The organism is Streptomyces sp. Xyl84 (assembly GCF_059731885.1).
This window is the reverse complement of the sequence record NZ_AP029182.1, coordinates 4,724,068-4,738,473: the sequence shown is the minus strand read 5'-3', so window position 1 is coordinate 4,738,473 and position 14,406 is coordinate 4,724,068. Positions and strand designations below refer to the sequence as shown.

The 14,406-nt window shown below is 75.7% G+C and carries 13 protein-coding genes; 7 read left to right on the top strand and 6 right to left on the bottom strand.

Features of this window, described 5'->3' with window-relative positions; all coding sequences use genetic code 11:
- The 6 genes from AC6I72_RS20610 to AC6I72_RS20585 are packed head-to-tail and all read left to right on the top strand — an operon-like array spanning nt 1 to nt 6,776.
- Nucleotides 1–1,407, top strand: a complete 1,407-nt coding sequence (locus AC6I72_RS20610) for an O-antigen ligase family protein (RefSeq protein WP_498002569.1) — start codon at nt 1–3, stop codon at nt 1,405–1,407.
- Nucleotides 1,404–3,080: a murein biosynthesis integral membrane protein MurJ gene (murJ, locus tag AC6I72_RS20605; protein WP_498002568.1), complete on the top strand. Its 1,677-nt coding sequence runs from the start codon at nt 1,404–1,406 to the stop codon at nt 3,078–3,080. Before AC6I72_RS20610 ends, murJ begins: the two co-directional genes overlap by 4 nt.
- Entirely contained in the window at nt 3,064–3,825 is a 762-nt protein-coding gene (locus tag AC6I72_RS20600; RefSeq protein WP_498002567.1) for a polysaccharide deacetylase family protein, read from the top strand. The genes murJ and AC6I72_RS20600 overlap by 17 nt, the downstream gene beginning before the upstream one ends.
- A 1-nt stretch (nt 3,826) precedes the next feature.
- Entirely contained in the window at nt 3,827–5,002 is a 1,176-nt protein-coding gene (locus AC6I72_RS20595; protein WP_498002566.1) for a glycosyltransferase, read from the top strand.
- Nucleotides 4,999–5,652 (top strand): YveK family protein, encoded by a 654-nt coding sequence (locus AC6I72_RS20590; RefSeq protein ID WP_498002565.1) that lies wholly within the window; start codon nt 4,999–5,001, stop codon nt 5,650–5,652. Before AC6I72_RS20595 ends, AC6I72_RS20590 begins: the two co-directional genes overlap by 4 nt.
- Complete coding sequence (locus AC6I72_RS20585) at nt 5,649–6,776, top strand: GNAT family N-acetyltransferase (protein WP_498002564.1); 1,128 nt, start codon at nt 5,649–5,651, stop codon at nt 6,774–6,776. Before AC6I72_RS20590 ends, AC6I72_RS20585 begins: the two co-directional genes overlap by 4 nt.
- Before the next feature lie 103 nt (nt 6,777–6,879).
- Here the strand turns inward: AC6I72_RS20585 and AC6I72_RS20580 are convergent, their stop codons facing one another.
- From AC6I72_RS20580 to AC6I72_RS20565, 4 genes are all read right to left on the bottom strand, one after another.
- Complete coding sequence (locus AC6I72_RS20580; RefSeq protein WP_498002563.1) at nt 6,880–8,277, bottom strand: glycoside hydrolase family 26 protein; 1,398 nt, start codon at nt 8,275–8,277, stop codon at nt 6,880–6,882.
- Between the two features lie 223 nt (nt 8,278–8,500).
- Nucleotides 8,501–9,100 carry a chaplin gene (locus AC6I72_RS20575; RefSeq protein WP_498002561.1) on the bottom strand — a complete coding sequence of 200 codons (600 nt, stop codon included), beginning with the start codon at nt 9,098–9,100 and terminating at the stop codon, nt 8,501–8,503.
- A gap of 136 nt (nt 9,101–9,236) precedes the next feature.
- Nucleotides 9,237–9,464 (bottom strand): chaplin, encoded by a 228-nt coding sequence (locus AC6I72_RS20570; RefSeq protein WP_498002560.1) that lies wholly within the window; start codon nt 9,462–9,464, stop codon nt 9,237–9,239.
- Between the two features lie 251 nt (nt 9,465–9,715).
- Nucleotides 9,716–10,108, bottom strand: a complete 393-nt coding sequence (locus AC6I72_RS20565) for a rodlin (RefSeq protein WP_037864459.1) — start codon at nt 10,106–10,108, stop codon at nt 9,716–9,718.
- A 239-nt stretch (nt 10,109–10,347) separates the two neighbouring features.
- Between AC6I72_RS20565 and AC6I72_RS20560 the strand changes: the two genes are divergently transcribed.
- Nucleotides 10,348–10,740, top strand: a complete 393-nt coding sequence (locus AC6I72_RS20560) for a rodlin (protein ID WP_498002559.1) — start codon at nt 10,348–10,350, stop codon at nt 10,738–10,740.
- Nucleotides 10,741–10,807: 67 nt separating this feature from the next.
- Here the strand turns inward: AC6I72_RS20560 and AC6I72_RS20555 are convergent, their stop codons facing one another.
- Nucleotides 10,808–11,671, bottom strand: a complete 864-nt coding sequence (locus tag AC6I72_RS20555) for an ABC transporter permease (protein WP_366727219.1) — start codon at nt 11,669–11,671, stop codon at nt 10,808–10,810.
- Nucleotides 11,668–14,325, bottom strand: a complete 2,658-nt coding sequence (locus tag AC6I72_RS20550; RefSeq protein ID WP_498002558.1) for a CocE/NonD family hydrolase — start codon at nt 14,323–14,325, stop codon at nt 11,668–11,670. Before AC6I72_RS20550 ends, AC6I72_RS20555 begins: the two co-directional genes overlap by 4 nt.
- Nucleotides 14,326–14,406 lie beyond the last annotated feature (81 nt).

Below are 14,406 nucleotides of genomic sequence, written 5' to 3'. Positions count from 1 at the left end.
GTGACCCACGCCGCGCTGCCCGAGCCGCCGCACCGGCTCGCCGTGCCCGCCCGGCCGCCGCGCCGGTCCGGCGGGACGCTCCGGCCGGTGTCCCGGGCCGTGCCGCACGGCCCGGTCCTGCCCGTGGCGGCGGTCCTGGCGGCCCTCGCCCTGCCGCTCGCGCCGGGGGGCGGCGCGGGACCCGCGGACGTGGTCTCCGGGATCGTGGTGCTGTACTGCGCGGTGCGGCTGCTGCGCGCGCGGCGGCGGCCGCTCACACCGGTGGCCGCAGTGGTGCTGGGGCTGCCGGTGACGGGCTTCGCCCTGGCCGCCCTGGCCGCGTCCTCCCCGGCGGCCGCGTTCGCGGGGCTCGGCCGGTACCTCCAGGTCTTCGTCCTCGTCCCGGCGGCCGTGCTGCTGCTGATCCGGGACCGCGCCGACTTCCGGCTGGTGGCCTGGGCGTTCACAGGTCTCGGGCTGTGGCAGGGCGCGGTGGGCACCCACCAGTACCTCACCGGGACGGGGGCCTCCTACCAGGGTGCGCAGATCCGTGCCGTGGGCACCTTCGGGCCGGGCGACGTGATGGGCATGGCGACGGCGGTCGCGCTGGGCGTGGTGTGCGCGGTGGGGCTCGCGCTGGACCGTTCCGGCGGCGCCCGGCGGCGGGCGGTGGCCGCCGGGTGCGCGGCGGCGCTGCTGGTGCCGCTGGCGCTGTCCTTCAGCCGGGGGGCGTGGATCGCGACGGCCGTGACGTGCGCGGCGCAGCTGCTGCTGGCCGGGGTGCGGCGCGCCCTGAAGGCGGGGCTGGCGGTGGCCGCGGCGGGCGTGGTCCTGGTGGGCGGGCTGGGCGTGGGAACGGCGCTGCTGGAGCAGCGGTTCGACAGCATCACGCAGGTCGCGGGCGCCCCGGACCAGTCGGTCCGCGACCGCTACGCGCTCTGGACGGCCGCGCTCGGCATCTGGCGCGAACATCCGCTGACGGGAGTGGGTTTGAAGAACTTCCCGGAGTACCGCGACGGACACGCCCCGATGGCGCTGTCCGCGGCGAGCGACACCGAGGGCGCGGGCGCCGCGTTCCGCAGGCAGCCGCTGCTGTCGCCGCACGACATGTATCTGCTGGTGCTGAGCGAGCAGGGGCTGAGCGGTCTGGTGGCCGTCGCCGGGAGCTGGCTGGCGCTGCTGGTGTGCGGGGTGCGCCGGCTGCTGCGCGAGCGGCGCAGGCCGCCGTCCGCGGCGGGCGGGCTCGACTGCGCGCTGGTCGCCTGCGGCCTGCTGGTCTGGCAGCTCACCGACTTCGTCTACGGGGACATCGGCGGTCCCTCGACCGTGCTGACCGCCGTGTCCTTCGGGCTGGCGGCGTGGTGGGCGGTGGCCCGGCACCCCGGTCCCGGCGCGGACGGGCGAGCCGAGGGAGCCGTGGCGCGATGACCGTGACCCCTCCTCCCCTGCCCCGCTCCGGCGGCCCCGGCGGCGACGGCACGGCGACCGTCCCCGCGGCACGCACCGCCACCGGCGCCGGCGGTGCCCTGCGGGCGGCGTCGGGCTCCCGCGGGTTCCTGGCCAGGGCCACCCTGGTCACGGCCGTGCTGTCGGTGGCCGGGTCGCTGCTCGGCCTGGTCCGGGACCAGGCGCTGGCGCGGCTGTTCGGCGCGGGCAGCGACACGGACGCCTTCCTGGTGGCCTGGACCGTACCGGAGTTCGCCGCCACGCTGCTCATCGAGGACGGGCTGGCGTTCGCGCTGGTCCCGGCGTTCAGCGCGGCGCTGGCCCGGCGGGCGCGGGGCGCCGCGGGCGACCCGGTGCGCTCCCTGGTCACCGGGACGCTGCCCCGGCTGGCCTTCGCGTTCGCCGCGGTGTGCGCGCTGGCCGTCGGCGCGGCCCCGCAGCTCGTCCAGGTGCTGGCGCCGGGTCTGCCCGACCCGCGTCTGGCCGCCGACTGCACCCGGCTGACGGCCACCTGCGTGCTGACCTTCGGGCTCGCGGGCTACTGCAGTGCCGTGCTGCGCGCGCACGGCCGCTACGTGGCGCCCGCGGCCATCTACATCGCCTACAACGCGGGCGTCGTCGCCTCGATGTTCTGGCTGGGCGGCGCCTGGGGGGTGCGCTCGGCGGCGGCGGGTGTCGCGGCGGGCGGCTGCCTCATGGTGGCGGTCCAGGTGCCCGCGCTGTGGAAGCAACTGCGCACGGGGGTGCGCCCGCCGGCCGGCACCGGCGGCGCGGCGGCCCGGCCCATGGATCTCGCGCTCGTCGCCTCGGTGCTGCTGTTCGCGCTGTGCCGCCAGTCGCAGGTCCTCATCGAGCGGTTCCTGGCCTCGCCGCTGCCCGCGGGGGCCATCTCGCACCTGAACTACGCGCAGAAGGTGGCGCAGATCCCGATGACGCTGTCGCTGATGCTGTGCACGGTCACCTTCCCGGTGGTGGCGCGGGCGCTCGCGGACGGTGACACCGAGCGGGCCCGCGACCGCGTGGAGCGGGACCTGGCGCTGGTCTCCTGCCTGGTGCTGCTGGGCGCGGCCCTGGTGATCGCCTGCGCCCCGCAGCTCATCGGCCTGCTGTTCCAGCGCGGCGCCTTCACCCCGGACGACACGGCGGCGACGGCCGCCGTGATGCGCGTGTACGCCCTCGGGCTGCTCGGCCAGGCCCTGGTGGGCGCCCTGGTCCGCTGCTACGTCGCGGGCGGCCGTCCCGCCTGGTACCCGCTCGCCGCGATGACCGCGGGCCTGGTGGCGACCTCCTGGACCGGCGCCGCCGCGGTCGGCCCCTGGGGCGTGGCGGGCATCGCCGCCGCCAACGCGGCCGGCATCACCGTGACGGCCGCGCTGCTGCTGGCCGGGACGGGCCGGTGCGGGGTACCGCTGCGCGTGCGGCGGGTGCTGGCCGAGGCGAGCAGGCCGCTGCGCGCAGCGGTCGTCGCCACCGCGGCCGGGGTGTTCGCGGCGAGCCTGCCCCACTCCCCCGCCGCGGGCCTGGCGGCCGGCGCGCTGACCGTCACCGCCGTCCACGTCCTGCTCGCCCGCGCGCTCGGCGCCCAGGGCGTCGAACCCGTCCTCCGCTCCGTACGCTCCGTCACACGAAGGCTCCGGCATGGCCTCTCCCGCTGAAACCGCCCCGCCCGCCGACGCCGGCGAGCCCACCGCGCCCTTCCCCTGGGTGGCGATGTACCACTCGGTGGGCGACCGCTCGGACGATCCGTACCGCATCACCGTGACGCCCGAGCGGCTCGCCGGTCAGCTCCGGTGGCTGCGGCGGCGCGGGCTGCGCGGGGTGTCCGTGCGCGAGCTGCTGGCCGCCCGCGCCGAGGGCGGCGGCAAGGGCCTGGTCGGGCTCACCTTCGACGACGGGTACGCCGACTTCGTCACCGCCGCGCTGCCCCTGCTGCACCGGCACGCCTGCGGCGCCACGCTGTTCGTGCTGCCCGGCCGGCTCGGCGGCGACAACGTGTGGGACCCGCGCGGTCCGCGCAAGCCGCTGCTGGCCGCCGAGGGCATCCGGCACGCGGCGGCCGAGGGCGTGGAGATCGGCTCGCACGGGCTGACCCACACCGACCTCACCCGGGCCGACGACCGCGCCCTGACCGCCGAGGTCACCAGGAGCCGCGCCCTCCTGGAGGAGCTGACCGGAGCCCCCGTGGACGGCTTCTGCTACCCCTACGGCGCGGTCGACGACCGGGTGCGGGCGGCCGTGCGGGAGGCCGGGTACTCCTACGCCTGCGCCGTCGACCCCGGCCCGCTCACCGGCCCGCACGCGCTGCCCCGGCTGCACCTCGGGCAGCGGGACACGGCCTGGCGGCTGCACCTCAAACACGAGCTGCACCGGCTGCGCCGCCGCCCCGTGAAGGGCGTGTGAGATGCGGGTCCTGCACATCATCACCGGCCTCGGCGTGGGCGGCGCCGAGCAGCAGCTTCGCCTGCTGCTGCGTCACCTGCCCGTCGACTGCGACGTGGTGACGCTCACCCGGCCCGGCCCGGTCGCCGAGGGCCTGGCCGCCGACGGCGTCCGCGTCGTGCACCTCGGCATGGCCGGCAACCGCGACCTGTCCGCGCTGCCGCGCCTGGTCCGGGTGATCCGGGCGGGCCGCTACGACCTCGTCCACACGCATCTGTACCGGGCCTGCCTGTACGGCCGCCTCGCCGCGCGCCTCGCCGGGGTCCGCGCCGTCGTCGCCACCGAACACTCCCTCGGGGACGGGCAGATGGAGGGCCGCCCGCTGACGGCGGGGGTGCGCGCGCTGTACCTGGCCGGTGAACGGCTCGGCTCCACCACGGTCGCCGTCTCGGCCACGGTGGCCGGCCGGCTCCAGCGCTGGGGCGTGCCCGCGCCGCGCATCGCGGTCGTCCCCAACGGCATCGACCTGGACCGGTTCCGCTTCGACGCCGGGCGGCGCGCGCGGACCCGGCGCCGGCTGGGCCTGCCCGAGGACGCGTACGTGGTCGGCGGCATCGGCCGGCTGACGGCGGGCAAACGGTTCGACGTCGTCGTCCGCGCCCTGGCCCGCCTGCCCCGCGACCACTGGCTGCTCCTGGTGGGCGGCGGCCCCGAGGAGAGCGTGCTGCGCCGCACCGCCCACGAGGCCGGGGTGGCCGACCGGGTGCTGTTCACCGGCGAACGTCCCTGCGCGCCCGACGGCTCACCCGGCCCCGACCTGCCCTCGCTGACCGCCGCGATGGACGTGCTCGCCTCTCCGTCGCGGCAGGAGGCGTTCGGCCTGGCCGTGGTGGAGGCACTGGCGGCCGGACTGCCCGTGCTGTACGCCTCCTGCCCGGCCGTGGAGGACCTGCCCGCGCACGCCGCCGCCGGTGCCCGGCGCGTCCAGGGCGGCCCGGAGGCGTACGCCCGCGCGATCACCGAAGTACGCGCCGGTGGCCCGCACCCGCGCACGCCCCCGGGGGCGGCCCGCCACTACAGCATCGCCCGCACCGCCGCCCGGCTCATGGACGTGTACACCGCCGCGGTCCGGACCACCACGCCGGCCCCGGAACGCCCGACCCCCTCCGTCCCACCCCAGGGAGCGACTTCCGCATGACCGACCGCCCCACCCGGCCCCGCCGGTTCTCCCCCGCCCGCCTGCGGCGGCTTCCCCGCTGGTCGCTGGTGGTGGCCGGCACCGCCGCCGGCGGCCTGCTCGGCGGCGCCTACGGCCTGCTGGAACCCCCCGTCTACACGGCCACCAGCTACGTCGTCGCCGTCCCCGCCCAGAAGACCGACCCCGCCGCCGCGCTCGGCCTCGCCCAGGCCTACGGGCGGGTCGCCACCCAGCTCGCCGTCCTCGGCGACGCCCAGCGGCAGGCGGGCGTGCCGGTGCGCACGCTGCGCCGCAGTGTGCGCACGGCGACCTCGCCGGACGCGCCGATGATCGCCGTGTCCGCCTCCTCCACCCGGCCCGCGCTGGCCGCCGGCATGGCCGACGCCGTCTCCGACGCACTGACCCGGCACGCCGGGGACACCGCGGACAGCACCCACGTCTCGCTCGTCCGCTTCGCCCGCGCGGTGCGCCCCACCGACCCCTCGTCCGCCTCACCGGCGGTGACCGCCCTGGTCGGCGCGAGCGCGGGCGGGCTGCTCGGCGGGCTGGCCCTGCTCGTGCGGCCACGGCGGGACGAACCCGGCGCCCCCGCGCCCGCCGCCCCGGTCCCCGGCCCGGCCCCGGCCGCCGACGTCCACGGCCGGCTGTGACCGCCACCAGCCTCGCGCCACCGGCGCGCCCGGCCCGTCCGGCCTACACGACGGAACTCGTCACCGACGCCCGCGCCTTCGCCGCCCTCGCGCCGCAGTGGGGACGGCTGTTCGCCAGGTGCGGCGCGGCGACCCCGTTCCAGAGCCACGCCTGGCTGCACTCCTGGTGGCAGTCCTACGGCACCCCGGGGCGGCTGCGGCTGCTGCTGGTGCGCGAGGGCGGCGAACTGGTCGCCGCCGCCCCGCTGATGCTGCGCCGCACGCCCGTGCCCGCGCTGATGCCGCTCGGCGGGGCGATCTCCGACTACGCCGACGTCCTCATCGACGACGGGCGCAGCCGGCCTGCGGCCACCGCGCTCGCCGGGGCGCTCGGCGAGGCGGCGCGGACGGCGCTGATCGACTTCCGCGAGGTCCGGCCGGGCAGCGCCGTCGAACAGGTCTACGACCGCTGGCGCGGGCCGCGGCACCGCGCACCCGACTCGCTCTGCCTGGAGCTGCCCGCCCTGCCCCTGGACGAGCTGGTCACCCGGCTGCCCGCGGCCAGGGCGCAGCGGGTGCGCGCCAAACAGCGCAAGCTGCGCGCGCTCGGCGTGGAACGGCACGTCGTACGCCCCGAGGAGGTGGAGGCGGCGCTGCGGCGGCTGCTCGCGCTGCACCGTGTGCAGTGGCAGGGCCGGGGCGTCACCGCCGAGCACCTGCGGTCGCGTTTCGGTGAGCACCTGGTGCGGGCGGCGGGCCCGATGGTGCGCGACGGGGAGGCGGTGGTCACCGAGTTCCGGCTCGACGGCGAGGTGGTGGCCGTGGACCTGACCCTGCTGTCCCGGCGGCTGATGGGCGGTTACCTCTACGGTGCCCATCCGCTGCTGCGGGAACGCAAGGCCGACGTGGCGGTGATGCTGCTGGAGGCGTGCACCGCGCACACCGGCGAGGGCGCGCCGGACACGCTGAGCCTTCTGCGCGGCGACGAGCCCTACAAACACCACTGGCGCCCCCGCCCGGTCGTCAACGAACGGCTGCTGCTGGCCCGGCGGCGCACCGCCCCGCTGCTGACCGCGGCGGCCGGCGAGGCGGCCCTGCGCCGACGGGCCGGTCAACTGCTGCGCCGGCGCCCGCCCTCGCCGTAGGCGGCTGCCGGACGGCTCCCCTGGGCCCAGTCGTCACATTCCCGCCTGCCCCGCGACACCTGGCACGCCCTCCGGGCGGACGACGGGAATTTGACGACAGGACCTAGGCCGTACCGCCGGGGCCCGGGCACAGCCTGCCGCCGAGCCAGCGCTCCAGCCAGGCACCCAGGCCCCGCCGGGAACAGCCGGGCGGGGGTGGCACGGTGGGCGCCGGGGCCGGAGCGCCGGCGGAGGGGGACGGTGCGGTGACGGGGGTGGCCGGGTCGGCCCGGCCGAAGAGGGCCGTGCGGTAGACGCGTGCGGCGGCTGGGTTGGCCCCGCACTGCCAGACACCGTGCGGGCAGTAGTCGGTCAGCGTGTTGTAGAGCGGCCGGTACCGGTCGAACCAGGCGAGCATGCGCCGCATGTACTCGGCGTTGTCGCCGTTGCGGAACAGCCCCCATTCCGGGTAGGAGACGGGCTTGCCGTGGGCCCTGGCGAAGTCCACGTGCGCCTGGAGCCCGTACGGTTCGCCCACCTGCTGATCGAAGGTCAGGCCGGCCGGCTGGTCGTAGGAGTCCATGCCGACGATGTCGACCGTGTCGTCCCCCGGGTAGCACTCCGTCCAGGGAACGGCGTCCCGGCCCCGGTTCGGCGCGAAGTCGAACCGGAACCTCTGGCCCGCGACGGAGCGCATCGCGGTGACGATGCGCCGCCAGTAGCTCTTCCACGCCTGCGGATCCGGCCCGCAGCGGTGGGTGTAGGTGGTGCCGTTCATCTCCCAGCCGAGCACGATCACCGTGTCCGGCGCGCCCGCGCCGACCAGCCGCCGGGCCAGGGCGGCGAAGTGGTGGTCGAACTGCCCGGCCGCACCCTGCCGCAGCAGCCCGCGGACCTCGTCGTCGGAGAGGTGCTCCTCGTTGCGTTCCTGCATCGGGACGTTGAGGACGAGCATCCGGTCGGACCGCTGCTCACGCCAGTGCGCCCAGACGTCGAGGAAGCCCGGGGCGCCCTCGATGTCCCGCCAGCGGTCACCGGGCAGATAGGTGTGGCCCACGCGCAGTTCGGCACCGCCCAGCCAGCTGCTGAGCTGCGCCATCCGCGCCACACCCCGCGCGTCCGACTCCAGGAAGGCCCCGAAGGCGGGATTCGCGGGCACGGCGGACGGACCCAGGGACACCGGCGGAGCAGTCGTGGGCGCCACCGCCACCGGCGGGATCACGGGATCCGCGGACGGACTCGCGGAGACCGCGGGCGGACTCACCGGCCCCGCCGGCGGAGCCGATGACACGGCGGGCGGGCTCGGTGACGCGGTCGGAGCGAGCGGTGTGCTCGGGGACGTGGCCGGTGGCACCGGGGAAGCCGGTGGGGCCTGGGGGGCCGCCGGCGCGGTCGATGGGGTCGGCGGGGCCGGCGGTGGGTCTCCCGCCCCCGTGGCGGCCCCGCAGGCCAGGGCGGCCGAGGTGGCGGCCGCCGCCGCGACGACGGTCAGCCGCCGGATCCGGCCTCGCTGTGCAGCCATGCCCGCTCCTTCCCGCACGCCCCGGCGGGCGTGCTGACGAGCCGTCAGCTCGCCCTCGCCCTATGAAGTCAGGCACGGAAGGAGCAGGACCGCCACCGCCGGTACGGCCTTCGGGTGTGCCGCGCGTCCGCCCGGGTGACAGTGCCCGGAAAGACAGCCGCCGCCGCGACCGGCCGCCGTGGCGGCTCGGTCGCGGCGGCGTGGCGCCAAACCCGCGGACGGTCTACCGGTGGGCGCCCGAGGACCGGCCGCGGCGGTACAGGACCGTGCCGCCGGCGATCAGCGCGGCACTGGCGGCCGAGGCTGCCAGCAGCGCCCCGGTGTTGCCGCTGCCGGTCTCGGCCATCTGCGGCGGGGTGTGCTCGGCCGGGGGCGGCGTCGCCTGGTGCGTGGGCGGAGGGGTGGTGTGGTGCGTGGGCGGCGGGCTCGTGTGGTGCGTGGGCGGCGGGGTGCTCGGCGGCGGGGTCGTGCACTCGCCCGGGGAGGGCTGCTCGCCGTACGCGCCGGAGGAGGGCTGCTCGCCGTAGCCCCCCCGGTCGTCGCAGTCGGGGCCGTGCGACGGGGGCGGCGGCGTCTTCTCCGAGACGTTGGCGCACTTGTTGCCGAACGCCGGGTTCAGCGCCGCCGCGGCGTCGACGGTGTTGCCGCAGGCGTTCACCGGTACCTCGACCGGCGCCTGGACGGTGTTGCCGGACAGCAGGCCGGGTGAACCCGCGCTGACTCCGTCCGTCGTCGAGTCGGCGAAGGCGGCACTGCCGTACAGGGACAGCACGCTCGTCGCGGCGGCCGCCGCGAACACTCCCCTGCTCAGGGTCTGTCGCAATCTAGTGGTCTTCCTGCTCGAAGCCGCTCGCGGCGGCTTGAGGAACGTTCAGATGTGGGAGGGCCGGCCCCGGGTCGCGAGTTCGACGTCCGAGGCCGGCCCTGACCCGGCCGGGACGGCCGGTGCGCCCGTGCGGTCAGTGATTGACGCAGGTGTTGCCGAACGCGGGGTTCAGCAGCGCGATGATGTCGATGGTGTTGCCGCACAGGTTGATCGGGACGTGCACCGGGATCTGGATGGTGTTGCCGGAGATCACACCCGGCGAACCGACGGCCGCACCCTCGGCGCCTGCGTCGGCGAAGGCGGGGGCGGCCATGCCCAGAGCCAGGATGGCGCCGGTCACGACAGCGACGCTCTTCTTCATGGAAGTTCCCTTCTCGGGGCCAGGCCCCGATGACGGCGAGAAACCGAGTGAGCACGACCTCACGGTCGCGGCACTGAACGAGGAATAGACGTAATGGAAAACTGCGGAACGTAAATCGCCCGACAATTCACTCGACTGCCCCGCGCACCATACGCCTCGCCCTCGGCTTGCTCGGGCGAAAAGAATTCAGCGAAAACAGCCCGGGCGCCCGCGGACGGAGCAGCGGACGACCCGGGCCGGCCGAGAACGGCTCAGCTTTCGCCGTTGGCCGAGAGGACCGACAGGTCCTCCAGGATGTGCGACAGGGCGCCGTCCCGCTTGGCCTGGGTGGAGTTGTCCGAGCACTGCTGGTTCTGCCGGTCCGACAGGATCGGAATGTCCTGGACGTTCACGATCTGCAGCACGCCGACGTTGGTCTCGTTGAGCCCCAGGCACGGCTTGTTGAGCGTGCCCTCGATCAGCGAGAGCTGCGGGCTCATGTCGCCCTTGGTCGCCGAGTTGCCGAACGACGACGTCGCGTCGTTGCCGTTCGCGATGGACGGGCCGTTGTCGTTCCCGATGGCAAGCGCCGCGGGAGCAGCCGCCACCGACCCACCGACGACAGATACGGCGGCCGCAGCGGCGACCATTGCCTTCTTGAGCACTGCGCGTTCCTTTCCTCGTAGGTCCTACGGCCTCATCAACACGGTGGGGGGTGTTTGGTTGCGGGGGTTCACCCGGTTGGCCCGCACGGCATTTGAAAACGCCCGACAATCATGGAGTCCGGAAAGCACACAAACACTTCGCGGGGTCCGCCGTGGGAGTGAACGGGAGAAACCACGGTGGCCCCGGGCAGTTGACCAGAACGCTCCAGTGACGGGGTTCCCTCAGAAAGGACCGCCCAGTGATCAAGAAGTTTGTCGCCACCGCGGCCATCGCCGCCTCCGCGTTCGGCGCCACCGCCGCCGCTGCTCCGCAGGCCCTGGCGATCGGCAACGACAGCGGCCCGACGGCCTTGAACGGCAACGGTGCGTGGCAGAGCTACGGCAACTCGACCACGTACGGGAACATGAGCCCGCAGATGGCGCTCATCCAGGGGTCGTTCAACAAGCCGTGCATCGCCGTGGGCGAGCTGCCGGTCGGGGTGCTCCAGGTCGTCAACGTCCAGGACATCCCGATCCTGTCGGACCGGCAGAACCAGCAGTGCACCGAGAACTCCACGCAGGCCAAGCGCGACGGCGCGCTGGCGCACCTGCTGGAGGACGTGTCGATCCTGTCGCAGAACAGCGAGCGCTGAGCCCACGGCACGGCCGACGGGAGCGGGCCGCCGAGTTCCTCGGCGGCCCGCTCCCGTGTGCGTCGCCCTAGGACACCACGTCCTTGCGGGCGAAGGAGCGGAAGGCCAGGGCGAAGAGCACCAGCGCGTAGGCGACGGAGACGGCCGTGCCCTGGATCATCCCGGACCACTCGGGGCGCGGCTGCACGGCGTCGGCCCAGGCGAACTGCCAGTGCGCGGGCAGGAAGTCGCGCCAGTGGCCCAGCGCGGTGACCGCGTCCAGGACGTTGCCGACGATGGTCAGGCCGACCGCGCCGCCCACGGCGCCCAGCGGCGCGTCCGTCCGCGTGGACAGCCAGAACGCCAGCCCCGCGGTGACCAGCTGGGAGACGAAGACGTACGCCACGATCACCACCAGCCGCTGGGCGGCGGTGCCCGCGGCGAGCGCGCCGCCGGTGGGGATCTCCAGCGGGCCCCAGCCGTATGCGGCGGTGCCGACGGCGAGCGCGACCACGGGCAGGAGCACCATGGCGGCCAGGCTCAGGCCGAGTCCGACGACGAGCTTGGACCACAGCAGCCGGGCCCGGGGCACGGGCGCGGCCAGCAGGTAGCGCAGCGAGGACCAGCTCGCCTCGGAGGCGACGGTGTCCCCGCAGAACAGCGCCACCGGGATCACCAGCAGGAAGCCGGCCGACACGAACAGGTTCACCGCGGCGAAGTTGGCGCCCGAGGCGGTGGCGGTGTCCATCAGGGTCACCTGGTCGTTGCGGCCGCCGGGGTCGCCGCCGATCGCGAAGGCCACGACGAGCACGAACGGCAGGGCGGCCAGGATGCCGCCCATGATCAGGGTGCGGCGCCGCTTCAGCTGCCGGGCCAGCTCCACCCGCAGCGGCAGGGTGCGCCCGGGGTGGTAGCCGGGGGCGACCTCCGCGGTCTCGGTGAGCGTGCTCATGCGGAACCTCCGATCAGGGTGAGGAAGGCGTCCTCCAGACGGCGGTGCGGGCCGACCGAGGCGACGGGCACCTCCAGCCGCACCAGCTCCGCCACCAGGCCCTCGGCCGTGGCGCCGGACTCCAGCCGGACCAGCAGGCCGTCGTCGGTGCGGGTCGCGGAGGCGACGCCCGGCAGCGCGGCCACCTTCCCGGCCACCGGCTCGTCCACGGGTGCCGCGGTGCCGACCAGCAGGGTGTCCCCGGAGCCGGTGATCTCGCCGACCGGGCCGGCCTGCACCAGCCGGCCCCGGTCCATGACGACCAGGTGCGTGCAGGACTGCTCCACCTCGGCGAGCAGGTGGCTGGAGACGATGACGGTGCGTCCGCCGGCCGCGTACCGGATCATCACCTCGCGCATCTCGCGGATCTGCGGCGGGTCCAGGCCGTTGGTCGGTTCGTCGAGGATGAGCAGGTCGGGCAGGCCCAGCATGGCCTGGGCGATGGCCAGGCGCTGGCGCATGCCCTGGGAGTAGGTGCGCACCGCGCGGGCCAGGGCGTCGCCGAGGCCGGCGATCTCCAGGGCTTCTTCCAGGTGGGCGTCCCCGGGCGGGCGGCCGGTGGCCCGCCAGTACAGTTCCAGGTTCTCCCGGCCGGACAGGTGCGGCAGGAACCCGGCGCCCTCGACGAAGGCGCCGACCCGGGAGAGCACGGGCGCGCCGGGCCGGATCGCGTGGCCGAAGACGCGGATCTCGCCGTCGTCGGGCCGGATCAGGCCCATCAGCATGCGCAGCGTGGTCGTCTTGCCCGCCCCGTTGGGTCCGAGCAGGCCGAGCACCTGGCCCCGCTCGACGCGGAAGGACAGGTCGCGTACCGCGTACCGGTCGGCGGAGCGGGCGTAGCGCTTGCCGAGGCCGGTGATCTGGAGGGGGACGCCGGACAGCGCCGGGTCGGGGGCCGGGGCGGTGCTGTGGCGGCGGGCGGTGAGCAGCAGCGCGAGCGCGGCCAGCGCGGCCGCGGCGGGCAGCCACCACACCCAGGCCGGCAGCGGGGCCGCCGCGGTCCGCACGCCGGGCGCGGTGGGCACCGACAGGCCGCTCTTCAGGGAGACGGTGTACGTCGCCGGGGCGGCCGGGGAGGCGTAGCCGAGGTCGGTGGAGGCGAGGACCAGGCGGAGCCGGTGGCCCTTCTGCACCTCGTGGTCGACGGCCGGGAGGGTGAGGACGACGTCCTTGCCGTGCCGCGCGCCCTCGACGCGCACGGGGTCGACGAGCTGGGCGGGCAGCACGGGCCGGGACGAGCCGGGTCCGACGTCGTACACCTTGGCGAAGAGCACGGCGTCGTCGCTGCTGGAGGTGACGTGGACGGTGACCGTGGGCGATCCGGTGATGCGCAGGTCGCCGCCCAGGGGCGCCGACTCGAAGCGCGCGTACTGGCCGGGGAAGTCCAGGGAGACGCCGAGGCCCAGCGCGGAGAGCCGGCCGAGTCCGCCGCCCGCGCCGCCGAGGCCGGGCAGCGCGGAGACGGCGGGCGGGTTGGCGCCCGGCGGGTTCTGGAACCGCTGCTCGCGCCCGGTCAGGGCCACGGCGCGTGCTCCGCTCTCCAGCCCCGGGTACGTGCTCGCGCTCGCGCCGCGCTGCAGGGCCGCGCCGTCGGTGGAGTCGATCCCGCCGGTGCGGGTGACGCGGAAGGCGGGGCCGGTGCTCGCGCCGCCGTCCTGCTTGAGGTAGCGGTCGAACCAGGCGGTCACGCGTGCCTGGATCCGGTCGCTCTCCAGGTCGCCTCCGTCGTGGCCGCCCGCGATCCAGTCCACGGCCACGGGGGCGCCGTTGGCCCGGATCGCCTTCTGCGCGGCGTCGGCCTGGCCGAGCGGGAAGAGCGAGTCGGTCTGGCCCTGCACCAGCAGGGTGGGCACCTCGATCCGGTCGGCGACGGCGGACGGGGAGCGGTCCTGGAGGATGCGGCGCGCCTCGGCGTCCGGCTTCCCCGCCTCGGCGACCCGCTCGTACATCCGGCACAGCGCCGCCTCGAAGCGGGCGCAGCCGCCGCCGGAGTTGAAGAAGACCCCCGCCCAGAGCTTCTTGAAGACGCCGTTCGGGAAGAGGGCGTCCGCGAGGTTCCAGTAGGTGATCTCGGGGGCGATGGCGTCCACCCGGTGGTCGTACCCGGCGGCGAGCAGGGAGACCGCGCCGCCGTAGGAGGCCCCGGCGAGGCCGACGCGCGGGTCGCCGGGTCCGTCGAGGCGGACCTGCGGCTGCCGGGCCAGCCAGTCGATGAGCCTGCTGACGTCGGCGACCTCGCCCTTGGGATCGTTCAGCCCGATCCTGCCGGTGGACCGGCCGAAGCCGCGCGCCGACCAGGTCAGGACCGCGTATCCGCCGGCGGCGAGGTCCTCGGCCTGCCGCCGTACGTCGTCCTTGCTGCCGCCGAAGCCGTGTCCCAGCAGGACGGCGGGGTGGCGGCCGGGCCCGGCCGGGGTGAAGTAGGACGTGTCGAGGCGCACGCCGCCGGCCGTGCTGATCACACGGTCGGCGCGGTGCACGGCGGGCGGGTCGTCGGCGGAGGCGACCGCGGTCCAGGTGCCGGCCCCGGCGAGCACCACGAGCGCGGCCCCGGCGGCGAGCCACCGCCGGGGCCCGCGCAGCAGCCCTCGCGGTCCGGGCAGTCGGAGATCCATGGCGACCACGGTACGGGCCGCCACCGGCGGCCGATGCCACCGCCGGAGCGAACCTCGGCCCCTCCGTGGGGAGTACGGCAC